Origin of the sequence: Micromonospora sp. NPDC049048, assembly GCF_043197615.1 — a bacterium.
In the GTDB taxonomy this organism is placed as follows: domain Bacteria; phylum Actinomycetota; class Actinomycetes; order Mycobacteriales; family Micromonosporaceae; genus Micromonospora.
The window spans coordinates 263669-282446 of record NZ_JBICTM010000002.1; the positions used below are offsets into that span (position 1 = coordinate 263669).

General features: G+C 74.4%; 11 protein-coding genes and 2 pseudogenes. 5 read left to right on the forward strand and 8 right to left on the reverse strand.

All coding sequences use genetic code 11. The annotated features are described in order from the left end of the window. Window positions 1-657 carry a hypothetical protein gene (locus ACGFIG_RS06615; RefSeq protein WP_392999918.1) on the forward strand — a complete coding sequence of 219 codons (657 nt, stop codon included), beginning with the start codon at window positions 1-3 and terminating at the stop codon, window positions 655-657. An 87-nt stretch (window positions 658-744) separates the two neighbouring features. Here ACGFIG_RS06615 and ACGFIG_RS06620 read toward each other — a convergent pair whose 3' ends face one another. After that, on the reverse strand, window positions 745-1908 hold the full coding sequence (locus ACGFIG_RS06620) for an acyl-CoA dehydrogenase family protein (RefSeq protein WP_392999920.1): 1164 nt from the start codon (window positions 1906-1908) through the stop codon (window positions 745-747). Between the two features lie 247 nt (window positions 1909-2155). Between ACGFIG_RS06620 and ACGFIG_RS06625 the strand changes: the two genes are divergently transcribed. Continuing rightward, window positions 2156-3583: a UDP-glucose dehydrogenase family protein gene (locus ACGFIG_RS06625; protein WP_392999922.1), complete on the forward strand. Its 1428-nt coding sequence runs from the start codon at window positions 2156-2158 to the stop codon at window positions 3581-3583. A 162-nt stretch (window positions 3584-3745) separates the two neighbouring features. Further along, complete coding sequence (locus tag ACGFIG_RS06630; protein ID WP_392999924.1) at window positions 3746-8659, forward strand: SCO7613 C-terminal domain-containing membrane protein; 4914 nt, start codon at window positions 3746-3748, stop codon at window positions 8657-8659. A 981-nt stretch (window positions 8660-9640) separates the two neighbouring features. Here the strand turns inward: ACGFIG_RS06630 and purE are convergent. The 7 genes and pseudogenes from purE to mca form a co-directional block, all read right to left on the reverse strand. After that, window positions 9641-10132: a 5-(carboxyamino)imidazole ribonucleotide mutase gene (purE, locus tag ACGFIG_RS06635; protein ID WP_392999925.1), complete on the reverse strand. Its 492-nt coding sequence runs from the start codon at window positions 10130-10132 to the stop codon at window positions 9641-9643. Between the two features lie 46 nt (window positions 10133-10178). Then, window positions 10179-11360, reverse strand: coding sequence for a 5-(carboxyamino)imidazole ribonucleotide synthase (locus ACGFIG_RS06640; protein WP_392999927.1), 1182 nt, complete (start codon window positions 11358-11360; stop codon window positions 10179-10181). 78 nt (window positions 11361-11438) lie between these two features. Then, window positions 11439-12161: pseudogene (locus ACGFIG_RS06645) on the reverse strand (hypothetical protein); the annotation flags it as partial. A gap of 65 nt (window positions 12162-12226) precedes the next feature. Next, window positions 12227-13484, reverse strand: a pseudogene (locus ACGFIG_RS06650) (thioredoxin domain-containing protein); the annotation flags it as partial. 85 nt (window positions 13485-13569) lie between these two features. Further along, the gene (locus ACGFIG_RS06655) at window positions 13570-16038 is read right to left on the reverse strand and encodes a putative bifunctional diguanylate cyclase/phosphodiesterase (protein ID WP_393001343.1); all 2469 of its coding nucleotides are present in this window, start codon (window positions 16036-16038) and stop codon (window positions 13570-13572) included. Between the two features lie 243 nt (window positions 16039-16281). Then, window positions 16282-16575 carry a hypothetical protein gene (locus ACGFIG_RS06660; RefSeq protein ID WP_392999929.1) on the reverse strand — a complete coding sequence of 98 codons (294 nt, stop codon included), beginning with the start codon at window positions 16573-16575 and terminating at the stop codon, window positions 16282-16284. A 48-nt stretch (window positions 16576-16623) separates the two neighbouring features. After that, entirely contained in the window at window positions 16624-17505 is an 882-nt protein-coding gene (mca, locus tag ACGFIG_RS06665) for a mycothiol conjugate amidase Mca (RefSeq protein WP_392999931.1), read from the reverse strand. A gap of 190 nt (window positions 17506-17695) precedes the next feature. Between mca and ACGFIG_RS06670 the strand changes: the two genes are divergently transcribed. Then, complete coding sequence (locus ACGFIG_RS06670) at window positions 17696-18130, forward strand: DUF4307 domain-containing protein (RefSeq protein ID WP_392999933.1); 435 nt, start codon at window positions 17696-17698, stop codon at window positions 18128-18130. Between the two features lie 143 nt (window positions 18131-18273). Further along, window positions 18274-18771 (forward strand): transcription elongation factor GreA, encoded by a 498-nt coding sequence (greA, locus tag ACGFIG_RS06675; protein WP_392999934.1) that lies wholly within the window; start codon window positions 18274-18276, stop codon window positions 18769-18771. The last annotated feature ends 7 nt before the right edge of the window (window positions 18772-18778 follow it).

An 18778-nucleotide genomic window follows, 5' to 3' on the forward strand; every position in this document is an offset into this window, starting at 1 on the left:
ATGCGACATCTCTGGAGCTTCCTCGCAGGGTTGGTGGTGGTACCCGTCACGTGGGTGCTGGTCACCCTCGGGCAGGACGGGTCGGCGGGCACCGTCGACCGCTGGGTCGAGATCGGCAAGTTCAACTCGGCCAATCTCATCGAGCCCGCCGTCTACCTCGCCGTCGGCGGGGTCCTGCTCGGCCTGCTCGGCACGCTGCGCACCTCGCCGCTCGGCCCGCTCGTGGCCGGGCTGCTGCTCGCCGCCCCGTACGTGGGGATGTTCGTCGCGCCCTTCCAGGTCCGGGACCGCATCCCGGACGGTTGGAAGGTCTTCGGCGACCCCCTGCCGCTGCACGTCCCGGTGGAGAACGGCACGCTCTTCCTGATCGGCCTGCTGCTGGTCGTGGCCGCGTTCAGCCGGCAGCGCTGGCGGCAGTGGCCCCGGCCGGCCGAACCGAAGCCGGCGACCGCCGAGGGGCCGGACCGCAGCGACTTCACGCTGACCGACTGGCCGCCGACCGAGTCGACCGACCGGGACACCGCCCCGCCGAGTCTCGGCTACCCGGACCCGACGCCGACCGAGCCGCTGCCGCGTCGCTCCGGTGGGGGCTCGCCCTGGTCGGCGCCGCCGCGCGCCACCAACCGCCCCGAGGAGGACACGACCGAAATCCGGTGACGGTCCGGCCGTACGCGTGCCGTACGGCGGGACCGGGGACCGGGGAGGATGCGGGCGGGTCGGACGTCCGGCCCGCCCGCCGACCGGTCAGCCCTTGAGGAGCTGACGGGCCATCACGATGCGCTGCACCTGGTTGGTGCCCTCGTAGATCTGAGTGATCTTGGCGTCCCGCATCATCCGCTCGACGGGGTAGTCGCGGGTGTAGCCGTAGCCGCCGAGCAACTGGACCGCGTCGGTGGTGATCTCCATGGCCGCGTCCGAGGCGAAGCACTTGGCCGCCGCGCCGAAGTAGGTGAGATCGGCGTCGCCGCGCTCCGACTTGCCGGCCGCGGCGTACGTCAACTGCCGGGCCGCCTCGAGCTTCATGCCCATGTCGGCGAGCATGAACTGCACGCCCTGGAACTCGGCGACCGCCTTGCCGAACTGCTTGCGCTCCTGGACGTACCCCTTGGCGTAGTCGAGCGCGCCCTGGGCGATGCCGACGGCCTGCGCGGCGATGGTGACCCGGGTGTGGTCGAGGGTCTTCATCGCGGTGCCGAAGCCGGCGCCCTCGGCGCCGATCATGCGGTCGGCGGGGATCCGGACGTTGTCCAGGTAGACCTCGCGGGTCGGCGAGCCCTTGATGCCGAGCTTCTTCTCCGGCGCGCCGAAGCTGACCCCGGCGTCGGACTTCTCGACCACGAAGGCGGAAATGCCCCGGGAGCGGGCCGACGGGTCGGTCACCGCGAAGACGGTGTAGAACTCCGAGACCCCTGCGTTGGTGATCCAGCGCTTCACGCCGTTGAGCACCCAGTGATCGCCGTCACGCTCGGCGCGGGTGGTCATCGACGCCGCGTCGCTGCCGGCCTCCGGCTCGGAGAGGCAGTACGAGAACATCGCGTCGCCGGCCGCCACCGGCGTGAGGTAGCGCCGCTTCAGCTCCTCGGAGCCGGCCAGCAGCAGCGGCATGGTGCCGAGCTTGTTGACCGCCGGGATCAGCGAGGACGAGGCGCAGGCCCGCGCCACCTCCTCGATCACGATGGCCGTGGCCAGGGCGTCCGCGCCCGCGCCGCCGTACTCGACGGGAATGTGCGGCGCGTGGAAGTCCGCGGCCCGCAGCGCGTCGTAGGACGCCTTCGGGAACTCGCCGGTCTCGTCGGCCTCGGCGGCGTGCAGCGCCACCTTGGCCGTACAGACCTCGCGGACCGCCTCCCGGACCGCCTCGTGCTCCTCGGGCAACCGGTAGACGTCGAACGACTGCTCTGCGGCCATGTCGGCCCCCTCCCCTTCACCGCTATCATGCGCAGTCTGTAGCGTCACCTGACCGCCGACGGCGCAGACTGAAGGATAGCGGCCACCCCGGGCGATGTTACCGCCGCGTAGGCTGGGGCATGACGCGCGTCGACGCCGCCCGGCGATGATGGAAGTGACAGGCATAGAGTCCCTTCGGTGCCCGCCCAGGCGCCGCAGCAGAACGCGACGCGACGAAGCGCCGCCAGCGCGAGCGGAGAAGACAGGCGTGACGATCCCGTACCCGAACACCCAGCCGATGCCCGCCATCGCCGCGGTGACGCCCCCCTCCGGCGCGCAGCGGCCGCGGGTGACCTTCCTGGGCACCGGCTATCTCGGTGCGACCTACGCCATCTGCTACGCGGAACTCGGCTACGAGGTCCTCGGCTTCGACGTCGACGCCGACAAGATCGCCATGCTCAACGCCGGCGACGTGCCGATCCACGAGCCCGGTCTCGACGAGCTGCTCAAGCGCAACCTGGCGGCCGGGCGGCTGCGGTTCAGCACCGACATCGCCGAGGTCGCCGAGTTCGGCGACGTGCACTTCATCTGCGTCGGCACGCCGCAGCGCGCCGACGGGATGGGCGCCGACCTGTCGTACGTCGAGGCGTCGGTCACCAGCCTGGCCCAGCACCTGACCCGCAAGGCCCTGATCGTGGGCAAGTCGACCGTGCCGGTCGGCACCGCCGAGTGGGTGGAGCAGCTGGTCAGCAAGCACGCCCCGGCCGACCTCGGGGTCGAGGTGGCGTGGAGCCCGGAGTTCCTCCAGGAGGGCTTCGCCGTCGACGACGTGCTGCGCCCCAACCGGATCGTCGTCGGCGTCAAGAGCGAGTGGGCCAACGGGATGCTCTACGCCGCCCACAAGGGTGTCTTCGACCTGGCCGCCACCGAGGACCGCGAGGTGCCCCTGGTGGTCACCGACTTCGCGACCGCCGAGCTGGTCAAGGTGGCCGCGAACGCCTTCCTCGCCACCAAGATCTCCTTCATCAACGCGATGGCCGAGGTCTGCGAGGCGTCCGGCGGCGACGTCACCCACCTCGCCCGGGCCATCGGCTTCGACCCGCGTATCGGCAATCGGTTCCTCCAGGCCGGGCTCGGCTTCGGCGGCGCCTGCCTGCCCAAGGACATCCGCGCGTTCCAGGCCCGCGCGCAGGAGCTGGGCGCCGGGGAGGCCCTGCGCTTCCTGCACGAGGTCGACCTGATCAACCTGCGCCGCCGGACCCGGGTGGTCCAGCTCGCCGCCGAGCTGCTCGGTCGCCGCTCCGGCCCCGCCGGGCCCGATCTCTCCGGCACCCGCGTCGCCGTGCTCGGCGCGACCTTCAAGCCCAACACCGACGACGTACGCGACGCGCCGGCGCTCTCCGTCGCCTCGCTGCTGCGCAAGGCCGGCGCCGACGTGCACGTCTACGACCCGCAGGGCATGGACCGGGCGCGCGCGGTGGCGCCCGAGCTGGTCTACGAGCCCGGCATCAACGAGGCCGTGACCGGCGCGGACCTGGTCTGCGTACTCACCGAGTGGGCCGACTTCCGCAACGCCGACCCGGTGGCCCTCGGCGAGCTGGTCGCCGGCCGCAAGGTGGTCGACGGACGCAACTGCCTGGACTCGGCACTGTGGACCCAGGCCGGCTGGGAGTACCGCGGCATGGGCCGCCCCTGACGATCGACGACTGACGGCCGGTCGCGCGGCACCCTGCGCGACCGGCCGTTCGCCGTCCGCTCTGACGATCTTTGCCCCGGACCCGCCGACAACTGTCGAAATCCTCGCCCACATTGGGCATGCTGCGAGGGTGGAAGTCCACAGTGCGGGCGGAGGGGTGTCGTGGCGACCTTTCAGTGCTCCTCGTGCGGTCGGGAGATCAAACCGGCCGTCAGCTGCCCGCACTGCGGCGCGCACCAGCCACAGTGGGTCGAGCACCTGGCGGAGATCGAGCGGTCCATCGCGGAGATGAAGGCCCGCGAGGCCGCCATCGCCAGCGAGCAACGGCAGATCGCCGCCAAGATGCAGGCCGCGCTCTTCCAGCGGGACACCCTCGCCCACGCCAGTGAGGAACGTCTCAAGCAGGCCACCCGCCCCCGCCGGGTGCTGCGCCGCAGGCCGGGCCGCCGGCCACCCACGGCCACCACCGGCGCCCCGCCCCGGGTGCCCCGCCAGGGCACCCCGCCCGGCCCGGAAGACCCTCCGCCGCCCCCGGAGTCGACCGCCACCTGGCTCGACGCCGACGACCCGGAGCACCCGCCGGAGGCGTCCTCCCGGGAGGTGCAGAACATCCCCCTCGGGCTCGGTGCCCTGCTGCTCGGGGTCGCCGCCGTGGTCTTCGCCGCGGTGGCCACCAGCTCGATGGACGCGCTGGCCCGGCTGGGCATCCTGCTGCTCGCGACCGTGCTGATGCTGCTCGCCCCGCCGGTGCTGGCCCGGCGCGGGCTCACCTCGACCGCCGAGACCATCTCCGCGGTCGGCCTGCTCCTGGTGCCGCTCGCCGGCTACGCGCTGTGGGCGGTGGACCGGATCGGCAACGGCGGCGCCTCGGGCGCGGTCTTCGGCGCGATCGTCTTCGCCGTCACCGCCGGCGTCTCCTTCGGCTACGCCCGCTGGACAGGGCTGCGCGCGCCCCGCTTCGCCACCGTACTGGCCGCTCAGCCCGTGCTGCCGCTGCTCGCGTACGACCGGATCACCGGCCCGGGTGGCTGGGCGCTGGTGCTGACGGCGGTGGCCCTGCTCGACCTCTGGCTGGCCCGCTCGACCGTCACCGTGGAGCGGCCGGTCCGCCGGGACCTGCCCGAACCTCCGGCCGCGCCCGCCGCGTCCCCGGCCGCACCCCGGCAGCGCGGCGCCGACGGCCGGCCGGAGGGGGCGCCCGAGGAGGCCGGCGAGGTGCTCGACGGCGGGCAACCGGTGCGGGACGGGGTTCCGGCCGCCCGTCCGGTGCCGTGGCTGAGCGAACTGACCTGGGCGCTGCACGGGGTGGCGGTCGCCCTCGCCCTCGCGTACGCCGTCTCCGCCCTGCTCCGCGCGGGCACCGTGCCGACCGCGACCGGAGCCGGGCTGGCGCTGCTGCTGGCCGCCGCGGTGGGGCTGGCCGGCACGCTGGTGCTGCGCCGGCCGCCGCTGCCCGACCTCGGCGCCGGGATCTTCACCCTGGCCGTGATCGGCGCGCTGAGCCGGATCGCCTCGGTGGCCTTCCCCGGTCGGGCGCTGCTGCTGATCGCGGCGGTCATCACCCTCACCGGGCTGGCCGTACGGGCGGTGCCGGAGGCGGCCCGACGCGGGCCGCAGCTCGCCTCGGCGGTGGCGCTCACGGTCAGCGGGGTGGTGGTCGCCGGGGGCGCCCTGCGCGCCGGGGCCGCCCCCGTCCGGGCCGCGCTACCGGCCTGGGCCGCCGATCTGGAGCGCTATCCGGCCGAGCTGGCGGCGGCCGTGGGCCCCGCCGCCTGGCAGCTTGCCGCGAGCGCCTTCCTGCTGACCGTCGCGGCGGTGCTGGCCCTGCCGTCGGAGATCCGCCGGGAGTTCGCCGTGGTCGGCGCGGCGCTGACGGCGCTCGCCGTGCCCGCGTCGTTCGGCCTCGCGTGGGCGGTGGCGCCCTGGCCGATGGTGTTGACGGCCGTCGGCATCGGGGTGGTCGGGCTCTCCGCCCGCACCGAACGCGCGGCGCTGGCGCACGCGGCGACCGCCGCCGGCGTCGGCCTCTTCGGCGCGGGCGCGGGACTGGCCCGGCCGGCGCTGACCGCCGCGGTCCTGCTCACGCTGTGCGCCGCCGGGATCCTCGTCGCCGCGGCGCCCAGGATGCGACTCGCCCCGGCCGCGGCGGACACGGTCTCGGCCTGGGCCGCCGGGGGTGCGGCGTTCGCGCTGCCGGGCGCGGTGGCCGCCTTCGTCGCGGCGACCGTACCCGTCGATCCGACGCCCACCCCGGCGAGCCTGCGCGAGGTCACCGTGCCGGTGCTCGCGGCCAGTTTCCTGGCGGTCTGCGTAACCCTGGGTTACGCCGCCATCGTGCAGGTCTCCCAGCGTCGCATCCCGACGCCGCTGGCGGTCGGCACGGCCCTCGGCGCGGTCACCGTCACGGCCGCCGCGTTCGGGGCACCGGGCGCCACCGCGGCCGACGCCTGGGTCGGTGGCCTGCTGCTCGTCGCCGGCGCGATGGTGGTGTTCGCCGGCCCCATCGACGCGGGCCGACGCTCCGACCTCACCCTGGACGGCTCCGACCTGGCCGCCGCGGCGGTGACCACCGCCCTGATCGCCACCCTGGCCCGGATCACGGCCGTCCTGGCCCCCGGCGGGCAGCTCGCCGTCGCCGCCGGGCTGGTGCTGGTGGTGGCCGTGGCCGCCCGGGCGATGCCCGAGGAGTGGCGACGCGGCCCGATCCTCGGCATCGCCGTCGGCGGCGTGCTGATCGGGCTGCTCGCCGGCTGGAGCGCGCTGCGGGGCGGGGTGGGGGTGCTCGCGACTCCGGGCCCGATCTGGGCCGGTGACCTGACCGGCTGGCCGGCCGCGCCGACCGGCGGGTCGACGTGGCAGGCCCCGATCGCCCTGGCCCTGCTCGGCGTCGCCGCCGCGATCCTCCTGCCGCCGCCGTCGAAGTACGACGTGTCGGGCGCGGCGGCCGTGCTCGCCACGATCGGCGCGCCGGCCGCGTTCGACCTGCCGTGGTGGTCGCCCGTCCTGGTGGGCGGCATGGTGGCCACGGTCTTCGGGGCTGCCGCCGTCGCGGCGATCGACCCGCGCGCCGCCCTGTCCCGGGCGGTCGTGGCCGGTGTCGTCGCCCTGCACGCCGCCGGGGCGGGCCTGGTCCGGCCGTGGACGACCGCGCTGGCGCTGGGCAGCATCGCGCTGATCGGCATCGTGGTGGCGGCGCTGGCCCGGTCGCTGGCCGTGCCGCTGGTGGATGACATCGAGTACGAGGGGATGCCGCCGCACCTTGCCCAGATCGGGGGTGCCGCGGCCGGCGCCGCGCTGCTCGCGTTCCCGGGCGCGGTCGCGGCGCTGGCCGCCGAGTTCGGGCACGCGCCGGAAGTGCTGATCACCGCCGCGTTGGCCGCGTCGAGCCTGGGCCTGGCGGCGGTGGCCGCCGTCCGGCGGCGGATCCCGCAGTACCTGCCCTGGGCCAGCGCGGCGGTGGCCGGCGGCGCCACGGTGAGCGCCCTGGCAGCCGTCCCCACCGACCAGCCCGTCGGTGTCTACGCCGCCGCCGCGGCCCTGCTCGGGGTGCTCGCCGAGCTGGTCCGGGGGGCGACGGAACCGCCGGTCGGCGCGGCCCAGCCGGTGCGGCGCTGGTCGGTGCTGCTCGACGGCGCGCTGCGGCGGCTGCCGGACGACGGGACGCGGCGCTGGCGGGTCAGCCCCGCCGCCGGTGCGCTCGCCGCCGCCGCGCTGCCCACCGTCCTGGCGCTGGTGTCGATCGCGCCGGCCCTGGTCGTCGCGCTGGTCGACCCGCACCGCAGCCTCGGCCGGGTCTGGCAGGGACCACCGCCGGAGCTGCTCACGCCGCCGTCCTCGGCGGTGGACCCGACCCACGTGCTGACCGCGTTGCTGCTCACCGCGACCGCCGCGCTGGCCGCCACCGGCTTCAGCGGCGGACGACGCTCCCGGGCGGTACCGGTCGTGCTGCCCGGCGCCGCCGTGACCCTGCTGATCACCCCGGCGTCCCTCGGCAACGGCTGGCCCGCGAGCACGCTGGCGGCGCTGTCCGTGTTCACGATCTCGATGCTGGGGCTGGCGCTCACCCCGCCCCCGCCGCTGGTCGAGCGAGCCCGTTCGCTACGCCTGACCAGGGTGCTCGTCTTCGCCATCGGGCTGGCCGCCGGCAGCGCGGGCCTGGTCGGCGGCCTGGCGACACGGGAGCTGACCCTGTTCACCCTCGGCGGCGCGGTCGGCGTCGGCACGGTGGCCGCCATCTTCGGCACCACCCAGCGGGCCCGCATCCTCGGCTGGCTCTTCGCCTCGCTGATGGCGCAGCTCTTCGTGCTCACCGCCAGCCTGGTGGCCGGCCTCGCGGCCGTCTGGTCGGCGATCGGCGTACTGGCGGTCGGCGCGGCCCTCCAGGTGTTCGCCGCGACCCTGCCCCGGCTGCGTCGCCCCGAGGCGCAGCGGGAGGCGGCCACCGTCGAGTGGAGCGGGCACGCCGCCGCCCTGATCGCCCTGGCACTGGCCTTCGACTCACCCCGGCACATCGCGGCGCTGCTGGCCGCCTGGGGCGCGGTCCTCGGCGTGGCGGCCACCCGACCGGGCCGCCGGCCGACGGAGCGGCGCATCCTGTTCTGGGCGGTGGTGGTCTGCGAGATCGCCGCCTGGTGGATCCTGATGCGGGTCGCCGACGTGGCGCTGCCGGAGGCGTACACGCTGCCCTTCGCGGCACTCGCCCTGCTCGTCGGAGTGCTGGAGCTGCGGCACCGACCCGACCTGAGCAGCTGGGTCGCGTACGGGCCCGCGCTCGTCGCCGCGTTCGTGCCCACCCTGGCGATCGTGCTGGCCACCGACTCCAGCACGGTGCGCCAGGTGCTGCTGCTGCTCGGTGCCGTCGCCGTCCTCGTCTTCGGGTCGATGAGCCAGCAGCAGGCGCCGGTCATCATCGGGGCCAGCGTCACCGCGATCACTGCGGTGCACGCGCTGTTCAGCTTCGGCCCGTGGCTGGCACTGATCCCGGTCGGCCTCCTGCTGCTGGTGCTCGGCGCGAGCAACGAGCGCCGACGCCGCGCCCAGGAACGCCTCCAGACGGCCCTACGCGGCATGCGGTGAGGTCGGCGCGGGACCGCCCGTCGGCTGCCGGCACGAGCGGCCCCGCAGCCACCGAGCCGGCCCGCCCACGGACCGTCGCGCGGCTCGTCTCCCGTCCGCAGCGCTCATTCCCAGCCCGGTGGCCACCAACAGCCGCCGGACAAGACCCGGGAGCCGCAGACGACGGTCAGCCCGACCTCGCCGGCCCGCGCGCCATGCCGTGGCCACGACCTCGTCCCGGTGGCACTGCCGAGTGGGTGAGGCCGGCCCGGCGGACGAAAGCGCTGCTGTCCGGGCCTTTCCCCCGGTCGACGAGTGGATGGCGGTGCCGGCGACGGCACGGCGGCCGTAACCGACCGATCGGCTAGGGCTGGGGCGTGGTGAGAGCCGATGCGCTGCAGCGACTACACAACGTGACTTGCCGTGCGGGACCACCACCAACCCTTCGCGCCCTTTGCTCTGCAGCCACCGACGCAACAGTCACGCAGCGTTGCCGACGTCCACTGCATCCACCCGATCCCGAAATACGTAATGCCAGTTCAGGAACCTGGTGCGTGGATGGCTGCAGAGCAAAGGGCGCGGGAGGACAAGTCCCGTTCGGCCAGAGCCGCAACGCTGAGTGACTGACGCACCTGGTTGCGAGGAGTAACCATGGCTGGTGTAGGCAGCGCAGCGTGTCAGCCGGCGCCGGGTCGGGGGCAGGCGAGGGCCGCCGCAGGAGACAGGGCAGCGGAGGCGGCCGCGGGCAGAGCAGCCAGCGCGGGCAGAGCAGGCAGAACGGGCAGAGCAGCAGCGCAGGCAGCGGCCACAGTCGTCGTCGCGAGGGCGGAGCGCGGGCCGCACGGGGCCGCGGGCGCGCAGAGGGGCACGGGCGGCATGGGGGCGCGCGGCACAAGGAGGGGCCGCGCGGGCACCACCAAGGCGGGGGCGGGGCGGGGACGGCGGCCTCGGGCGGGGGCCGGGAAGGCGGCACGGGCCGCGCGGGGCGCGAGGCCCGGGAAGTCAGGCCAGGGAGGCGCGCAGGGCGGCGTCCTTCTCGGCCACCAACTGCTCCAGGTCCGCCTGGTAGGCCGCCATGCGGTCGAGCAGGGCGCGGTCGGCGGCGGCCAGGATGCGGACGGCGAGCAGGCCGGCGTTGCGGGCGTTGCCGATCGACACGGTGGCGACCGGCACGCCGGCCGGCATCTGCACGATGGAGAGCAGCGAGTCCATCCCGTCGAGGTGCTTCAGCGGCACCGGTACGCCGATCACCGGCAGCGGGGTGACCGAGGCGATCATGCCCGGCAGTGCGGCGGCGCCACCCGCTCCGGCGATGATGACCTTGAGGCCCCGGTCGGCCGCAGCGCGTCCGTAGTCGATCATCTTGATCGGTGTACGGTGCGCCGAGACGACCTCGACCTCGTACGGCACCTCGAACTCGTCCAGCGCCTCGGCGGCGGCCTTCATCGTGGGCCAGTCCGAGTCGCTGCCCATGATCAGTCCGACGGTGCTCACTGGTCTCCGCCTCTCGTTCGCGACTTCGGGCCCCACGAGCTGAACCTCACGCGTGGCCCTCGCGCAGCCAGCGGGCGGCCCGCGCGGCCCGCGTCCGTACGTCGTCCAGGTCGTCGCCGAGCACCGTGACGTGCCCGATCTTGCGGCCGGGCCGCACCTGCTTGCCGTAGAGGTGCACCTTGGCGCCGGGCTCGGCCGCGAAGAGGTGGTGCAGCCGCTCGTCGATCGACATCCCACCCGGCTCTCCACCGAGCACGTTCGCCATCACCACCACGGGAGCGGTCAGCGAGGTGTCGCCCATCGGGTAGTCGAGCACCGCCCGCAGGTGCTGCTCGAACTGCGACGTACGCGCGCCCTCGATGGTCCAGTGCCCGGAGTTGTGCGGCCGCATCGCCAGCTCGTTCACGACGATCCGGCTGCCGGCGGGCGCTGTCTGGTCGGCCACCTCGAACAGCTCCACGGCGAGCAGGCCGACCACGCCGAGCGCGGTGGCCAGGTCGATGGCGAGCTGCTGGGCGGCGACCGCCAGCTCCTCCGGCAGATCCGGTGCGGGGGCGAGCACCTCGACGCAGATGCCGTCGCGCTGCACCGTCTCGACCACCGGGTACGCGGCGACCTGCCCGAACGGCGAACGGGCCACCTGCACGGCCAGCTCCCGGCGCAGCGGCACCCGCTCCTCGACGATCAGCCGGGTACCGCCCGCCAGCAGGGTCGTCGCCAGCTCGGCGGCGTGGGCCGCGTCGTCGACCAGCCAGACGCCCCGACCGTCGTACCCGCCCCGGGCCGCCTTGAGCACCACCGGCCAGCCGATCTCGTCGCCGAACGCCACCACGTCGGCGGGCTCCGCGACTCCTCGCCACGCCGGGTTCGGCGCGCCCAGCTCGCCGAGCCGCTCCCGCATGACCTGCTTGTCCTGGGCGTGCAGCAGCGCGTCGGCCGGCGGGAAGAGCTTCACGCCCTCGGCGGCCAGCGTGCGGATGTGCTCGGTGGGAACGTGCTCGTGATCGAAGGTCACCACGTCGCAGGCCTTGGCGAAGGTGCGCAGCGCGGCGAGGTCGGTGTGGTCGCCGTACTGGACGTCGGCGGCGACCAGTGCGGCGCCGTCGTCGGGGGCCTGCGCGAGCACGCGCAGCGACTGGCCGAGGGCGATCGCGGACTGGTGGGTCATCCGGGCCAGCTGGCCACCGCCCACCATGCCGACAACGGGCAGACCGGTACGGGAATCCATAGCGGCGCCAGCCTATCGGGACGCCCTGCCACCCGCGCCGCCGGATGGCCGATCGCACACCCGCCGCAGCCGGGCTCCTCAGCGCCGGCCGAGCTGGCCGACCAGGTCGTCCACCGCCGTCACGGGACGCTCGCAGACGAAACCCCGGCAGGCGTACGCGGTGGCCCGCCCGTCGACCATCGGCCGGTCGGCGAGCAGCGGCACCCCGGGCTGGCCCGGGCGGCCCGCCACGATCACCGCGCCGGGCGGGGCGTGCCGGTGTGCCGCCGCGACCAGCGGGTCCCCCGTCGGCTCGTCCGTAACCACCGCGATCTCGTACGGCCCGGAGAGCAGCGCCTCGCCGACGGTGGCCGCGTAGCCGGTGAAGCGGGCGTGCCGGCCGACGATCGGCGCCACGGTCGACAGGGCAGCCTCGGCGGCCTCCCGGTAGCGGGTCTGACCGGTCAGCGCCGAGTACGTCACGAGCGCCGCGACGATCGCCGAGCGCCCGGACGGCGTGGCGTTGTCGGTCGGGTCGGCGGGGCGGGCCACCAGCCGCTCCGCGTCGTCGGCCGTGTCGTAGAAGGCGCCTCCGGGCGCCGCGAAGCGCGCCAGGGCGACGTCGAGCAGCCGGCCGGCCAACTCCAGCCAGCGCCCCTCGCCGGTGACCTGGTGCATGGCGCAGAACGCCTCTGCCACGCAGCCGTAGTCCTCCAGCACCCCGGCGGGGTCCCCGACCACCCCGTCGCGGGACACGCGGCGCAGCCGCCCGTCGACGACGTGCACCCTCGCCAGGTACTCGGCGGCGTCGCGCATCACGCCGTAGGTGCCGTCGGCGACGCTCTCCAGCGTCTGCGACTCCTCGTCGGGACCGGCCGGACCGAACGTGTCGGCCACCTGGTTGAACTCGGCGAGCGCGGTGACGGCCAGCCCGTTCCAGGCGGCGACCACCTTGTCGTCCCGGGCCGGCTGCGGCCGTTCCCGGCGGGCCGCGAGCAGCCGGCCGACGACGTCCTGCCAGCGCCGCGTCACCGCCGGGTCCGCGTCGTCCACGTCGCGGGCGAGCCGCAGCACACTGGTGCCGTGTTCGAAGCTGCCGGCCTCGGTGACGGCGAACAGGTCGGCGGCCCAGCGGCCGTCCTCCTCCCCCAGCACCTCGACGAGCTGGGCCGGCGTCCAGACGTAGGTCGATCCCTCGACGCCCTCGGTGTCGGCGTCCAGCGCCGACGCGAACCCACCGGACGGGGTCCGCAGCTCGTCGGCGAGGAACCAGGCGGTGTCCTGCGCGACCCGGCGGGCCAGCGGGTCGCCGGTCAGGCGCCAGAGCTGGGTGTACGCCCGCAGCAGCAGCGCGTTGTCGTAGAGCATCTTCTCGAAGTGCGGCACCGTCCAGTGCCCGTCGACGGAGTAGCGGGCGAAGCCGCCGGCGAGCTGGTCGTAGATGCCGCCCCGGGCCATCGCCTCGCAGGTGTGCCGGGCGATCTCCAGGCTGCGCTGCGAGCCGGTGCGCTGGTGGTGGCGGAGCAGGAAGAGCAGGTTCATGTGCGGCGGGAACTTCGGCGCACCGCCGAACCCGCCGTTCACGGCGTCGTACTCCTTGGCGAGCTGGTCGGCCGCGGTGTCGAGCAGCGCGGCGTCCAGCGGCGCGGTGGGCCCGCCCACGGCCTGCGCGCCGCCGATCGCCTCGACCACGGCGGCGCCCTGCTGGATGACGGCGTCGCGCTGGTCCCGCCAGGCGGCGGCGACGGACTGGAGCAGCCGGACGAAGTTCGCCCGGGGGAAGTACGTGCCGCAGAAGAAGGGCGTGCCGTCCGGGGTCGCGAAGACGGTCATCGGCCAGCCGCCCTGCCCGGTCATCGCCTGGGTGGCGGTCATGTAGATCGCGTCGACGTCGGGGCGTTCCTCGCGGTCGACCTTGATCGAGACGAAGTCGTCGTTCATCAGGGCGCCGACCTGCTCGTTCTCGAACGACTCGTGGGCCATCACGTGGCACCAGTGGCAGGCGGCGTAGCCGACCGAGATGAGCACCGGCACGTCCCGCCGTTTCGCCTCGGCGAACGCCTCGTCGCACCAGGGCCACCAGTCGACCGGGTTGTCGGCGTGCTGGAGCAGGTACGGGCTCGTGGCGTCAGCGAGTCGGTTCACCCGACGACCATAACCATCCCCCGACGCGCCCGCCCGCGCTCCCGCGCGGAGGCACCCCCGCTTCCTCGGCGGGCGGCGGGTGCGGTCAGGAGGCGCCGTCGGCGCGCAGCGGGAAGACGTTGGGGCGCGCCTCGTCGAGCAGGGTGCCCAGCACCGCGCCGATCTTGTCGGCCGGCATCGGCTTGAAGAAGTGGTAGCCCTGGGCGGCCGTGCAGCCCAGCTCGGCCAGCGCCAGCCGCTGCTCGGCGGTCTCCACACCCTCGGCGACCACCCGCAGCCCCAGCTCGTGGGCGAGGCCGACGGTGGTGCGTACGATCGCCGCCGCCTCCGGAGAGTCGGCCATCCGGATCACGAAGGAGCGGTCCACCTTCAGCTCGTCCACCGCGATCCGGGTGAGGAACGTCAGCGAGGAGAAGCCGGTGCCGAAGTCGTCGACGGCGAGCTGCACGCCCATGGCCCGCAGGGTGGCGAGCACCTCGTCGATGACCTCCAGCTCGCTCATCACCACCGTCTCGGTGATCTCCAGGACCAGCCGGTCCGGCGGTACCTGGTGCTGGTGCAGCGCCTCGGCGATCTCGGCGGGCAGGCGGGGGTCGAGCAGACTGCGCGCCGACAGGTTGACGGAGATCGGCACGTCGAGCCCGTCGCGGGCCCAGCCGGCGGCGACGGCGAGCGCCTTGTCCAGCACGTAGCGTGTGAAGGTGCCGAGCTGCTCGCTGTTCTCCACGGGGCGGATGAAGTCGTGCGGCCCGAGCCAGCCGCGGCGCGGGTGCCGCCAGCGGATCAGCGCCTCCACCCCGGTCGGCGCGCCGGTGGTCAGGTCGACGGCCGGCTGCAACGCCAGCACGAGCTGGTCGTCGGTCTTCAGCGCCTCGCGCAGCTCCGCCAGCAGGGCCAGCTGGTCGGTGCTCGCGGCGTCCCGGGCGGAGTCGTACGCGGCGACGCTGCCGCCGCCCTCCTTGGCCTGGTACATGGCGATGTCGGCCCGGCGCAGCAGCTCGGTCAGGTCGGCGGTCCCGGCGTCGGCGACCACCACCCCGACGGAGACCTCGACGGACATGCGTACCCCGGCCACCTCGGTCGGCGCGGCGAGCCGCTCGGCGATCTCGCGGGCCTGCCGCAGCGCGTACGACATCGGGGCGGCCCGGTCGCCGATCACCGGGACCGACGTCAGCAGCAGCGCGAACTCGTCGCCGCCGAGCCGGGCGAGCAGGTCACCGGGGCGGGCGAGGGTGCCCAGCCGGTTGGCGGTCAACCGCAGCAGCTGGTCGCCGGCGGCGTGCCCGAGGGTGTCGTTGACCTCCTTGAACTGGTCGATGTCGAGCAGCAGCAGCGCGACCGGGTGGTCGTGGGCGAGCTGACGCAGCGCCTGGTCACCCTTGCTGAGCAGGGCCGACCGGTTCACCAGCCCGGTGAGCTGGTCGTGCACCGCCTCGTACGACGAGCGGGCGGTGACCAGCCGCAGCTCCCGGTGGGTCGCGGCGTCGTGCAGCGCGGCGGCGAGCGCGTCGCCGAACGCGGCCACCGCGTCCCGTTCCCGGGCGTTGGGCGGCGCGCAGCGCGGGAACCGGACCCGCAGCTCACCGACGCGGGCGGCCCCGACGGTGAGGGTACGCACCAGCTCGTGGTTCTCCGGCTCGCCCCGGCCGGGCGGGGCGACCTCCCGGTCGATCAGTTGCCCGCCCGGATCGCCCCGGTAGCGCCGCCACCGCCCGTCGCCCCGGGCCACGTCGACGTCGACGAGTTCGGCGTTGAACAGGGCCAGCGCGCCGGTCACCGCGGCGGTGGCGACACCGCGCTCGTCGAGTTGGTTGAGCGCGGCGGTGGCCTCGGCGAAGGCCCGCCAGGTGCGGCGTTCCTCCTCGGCGCGGAGCCGGTGCCGGTAGGTCTGCTGGAGCAGCCAGAGCGGCGGCGGGAGCAGCAGCAGCCAGCGCGCGTCGAGTTCCAGCAGCGCCACCACGGCCAGGCCGACGGCCACGTTCCCGACGAACATCAGCAGCTTGCCCCGCAGTGCGGCGAGCAGCGGCGGCCCGACGGGCATGCCGTGGCGCAGCGCCAGGCCGGCGCCGCCGAGCCAGGCGGTGGCGAACAGGTAGGTGACCGATCCCGCGAGCACGGCCAGGGCCAGCCCCGGGGTGGGCGGCGCCAGCAGCGGCGCACCGAGCACGGTGGTGACCGAGACGGCCAGGGCGGTGGCGGCGGTCAGCGAGGCCGTGATCCGGACGACCTCCAGCACCGGCCGTCGGTCGCCGAGCAGCGACATGGCCGACCAGGCGAGGGCGGCGCCCAGCAGCGCGGCGGAGGGGATCCAGCCGGTGGGCGTCAGATAGAGGCAGATGATCAACGCCGCCTCGCCCCAGGTGATGCTCACCATCCCGGCGGCGGTGCGGAACCGCAGCCGGGCCAGCTGGGCGACGGCGAACACGGCGACGGCGAGGCCGAACCGGGCGGGCCCGCCGAGCGGGTCGTCGGCGGGAAGCCCGGCCGGCGCGGTCCATCCCAGACCTGCGGCGACCAGCGCGGTGAGCGCGACGGCAGCGGTGAGCAGGAGCAGCCGCGTGGGGGTGCCGCAGGCTCCGAGCCGGTCGGTCGACTCGCCGGCCCTGCCGGAGGTCACCGGGCCGCTCCGCCCGGAGGCCGCTCGCCGGTACGACGGGCAGCCGCTGGTGCGATGGTCATCGGCGCCCCCTCCCGCGCACGGCTTGGGGAACTCTTGGTCCCCCCGGCGAGAGGCTAAGGCAAACCCGGTGGCCGCAACAGGGGGCGATGGCCGGGTTCGACGTGAATCATGGGCGGACTAACCGTTGCGGCGCTGCTGACGCCCGGTCGGAGCGGCGGAGGATGAATCGTGCGCCGGCGCGCCTTCTGTCGGATCGACGACTGCCGCGTCCGCCCGGTCGGGGGTCGCCGGTGGACCCTGCTGGGGGAACCGCTCGGGCAGCCGGCGCAGCCGGGAGTTCATGTTGCGGATCAGCAGGATGGTGGCGGCGGCCAGGACGAGGATGAGGAACAGGCCCATCGGCCCGGCCAGGCCACCCGTGCGGGTGTCCCCGAAGTTGTTCTGGGCGAGCACCTGTGCGGCGGTCAGCATGGCGTTCCTCCGGTGTGCGGTAGGTGACCAGGGTAGCCCGGCGGAGAATCAGCGGGCATGGGCCGTCTCGCGCACCCCGGCGAAGAGGTCCGACTCGGGCAGCGGGCTGTCGACCAGGGAGCGCACCAGCTCGAAGTCCTCCGTCGGCCACGCGCGCTTCTGCAGCTCCATGGGCACCTGGAACCAGAAGCCGTCCGGGTCGATCTGGGTGGCGTGGGCGCGCAGCGCGTCGTCGCGGACCGGGAAGTAGTCGGCGCACTCGACCCGGGTCGTGATCCGGGGGCCCTTGTCAGGGCGGTCCTCCCAGCGCTTGATCCACTCTTCGTAGGGCGACTTCAGGCCGACGGCGAGCAGGCCCTCGTGCAGCGCCATGATCTTGCCCTTGGAGAAGCCGATGTCGTAGTAGAGCTTGAGGGGCTGCCACGGCTCACCCAGCTCCGGGTGGCGCTCCGGGTCACCGGCGGCCTCGAACGCGGCCATGGTGACCTTGTGGGTCATGATGTGGTCGGGGTGCGGGTAGCCGCCCTCCTCGTCGTACGTCGTGACGACGTGCGGACGGAACTGGCGCATCAGCCGCACCAGCGGGCCGGCCGCCACCTCGACGTCCTGGAGGGCGAAGCAGCCCTCGGGCAGCGGCGGGAGCGGGTCGCCCTCGGGCAGGCCGGAGTCGACGAAGCCGAGCCACGCCTGCTCGACGCCCAGGATCGCCCGTGCGGCGTCCATCTCCGCCCGCCGGACGTCGGCGATGTTGGCCCACACGTCCGGCCGGTCCATCTTCGGGTTGAGCACGCTGCCGCGCTCGCCGCCGGTGCACGTGACCACCAGGACGTCCACGCCCTCGGCCACGTATTTCGCCATGGTGGCGGCACCCTTGCTCGACTCGTCGTCGGGGTGCGCGTGGACGGCCATCAGTCGCAGTTGCTCTGCCAACGTCGGCGCTCCTCGTCTCTGCCGGCCGGCGGACCCCCCGCAGGACCGCCCGGCTGACCTGCCGGAATCCTCCCCCGCGCCGGGAACCGTCGGTGCCCACCTGTCATATTTGACGACAGCCGGGCCGGGAGGATGGAACCCTGCCATTCTTGCCGATGCCTCCGACAACGACGCCAGGAGATACCCCGCGGTGACCGAGACGCACGCCACACTTCCGCCGGGCGCGCCCGCCTTCCCGCCGGGCCGCTACGGCCGTCGCCGGGAGCCCGGGCGCCGCCGGCCGCTGCTGGCGGCGCTGCTGGTGGTCGCCCTGGTCGCGGTCATGACCCTGGTCGCGGTGCGGCTCTACCGGCAGTACGGCGACCCGAACTACGACGCCGAGGTGATCACCTACACCGAGATCACCGACAGCCAGGTGCTGGTCGACTTCCGGGTCATCGTGCCGACGGGCGGTTCGGCGGTCTGCCTGCTGCGCGCCCGGGACCGCGCCGGCGCCGAGGTGGGCCGGGGAGAGGTGACCGTGACGGCCGGGCCCGACCAGCGAAGCGTGACCGCGCGGCACCGGCTGGCCACCACCGCCCGGCCCTTCGTCGGCGAGGTGGTGCGCTGCCAGCCCCCGTCCTGAGCAGGCACGACGCGGTCCGGCCCGGCCGGCGCGGACGCCCTCGCCCGCCTCGGGGGCGGCGATCGAGCGCACCCTGTGTCGTACCGCACTGGTAACTTGGAAGTTCACCTGTCAGCCAGCACGCACGAACGAGGAGACCGCCTGTGTCCACTGGCAACGAGGCGCCCGCCACCTGGCTGTCCCAGGACGCATTCGACCGGCTCCAGGCCGAGCTCGACGAGTTGATCGCCAACCGGCCGGTCATCGCCGCCGAGATCAACGCCCGGCGCGAGGAGGGCGACCTGAGGGAAAACGGTGGCTACCACGCCGCCCGCGAGGAGCAGGGCAAGGCCGAGGGACGCATCCTCTACCTCAAGGAGCTGCTCCGCACCGCCAAGGTGGGCGGAGCGCAGGCCGCCGACGTGGTGTCGCCCGGCATGGTCGTGACGATCTACTTCGACGACGACAAGGACGACACCGAGACCTTCCTGCTCGGCTCCCGGGAGATCGCGTCGACCACCGACCTGACGGTCTACAGCCCCGAGTCGGCGCTGGGCCAGGCGATCCTGGGCGGCCGGGCCGGCCAGACCTGCACCTACACCGCCCCCAGCGGCGCCGACATCAAGGTGACCGTGGTCAGCTTCGAGCCGTTCTCCGGCTGAGCCACCG

Bases quoted from the DNA above. Each gene is read 5' to 3' on its own strand.
- ACGFIG_RS06640 (WP_392999927.1), bottom strand. From the start codon at position 11,360: ATGGATTCCCGTACCGGTCTGCCCGTTGTCGGCATGGTGGGCGGTGGC.
- ACGFIG_RS06660 (WP_392999929.1), bottom strand. From the start codon at position 16,575: ATGCTGACCGCCGCACAGGTGCTCGCCCAGAACAACTTCGGGGACACC.
- ACGFIG_RS06620 (WP_392999920.1), bottom strand. From the start codon at position 1,908: ATGGCCGCAGAGCAGTCGTTCGACGTCTACCGGTTGCCCGAGGAGCAC.
- ACGFIG_RS06615 (WP_392999918.1), top strand. From the start codon at position 1: ATGCGACATCTCTGGAGCTTCCTCGCAGGGTTGGTGGTGGTACCCGTC.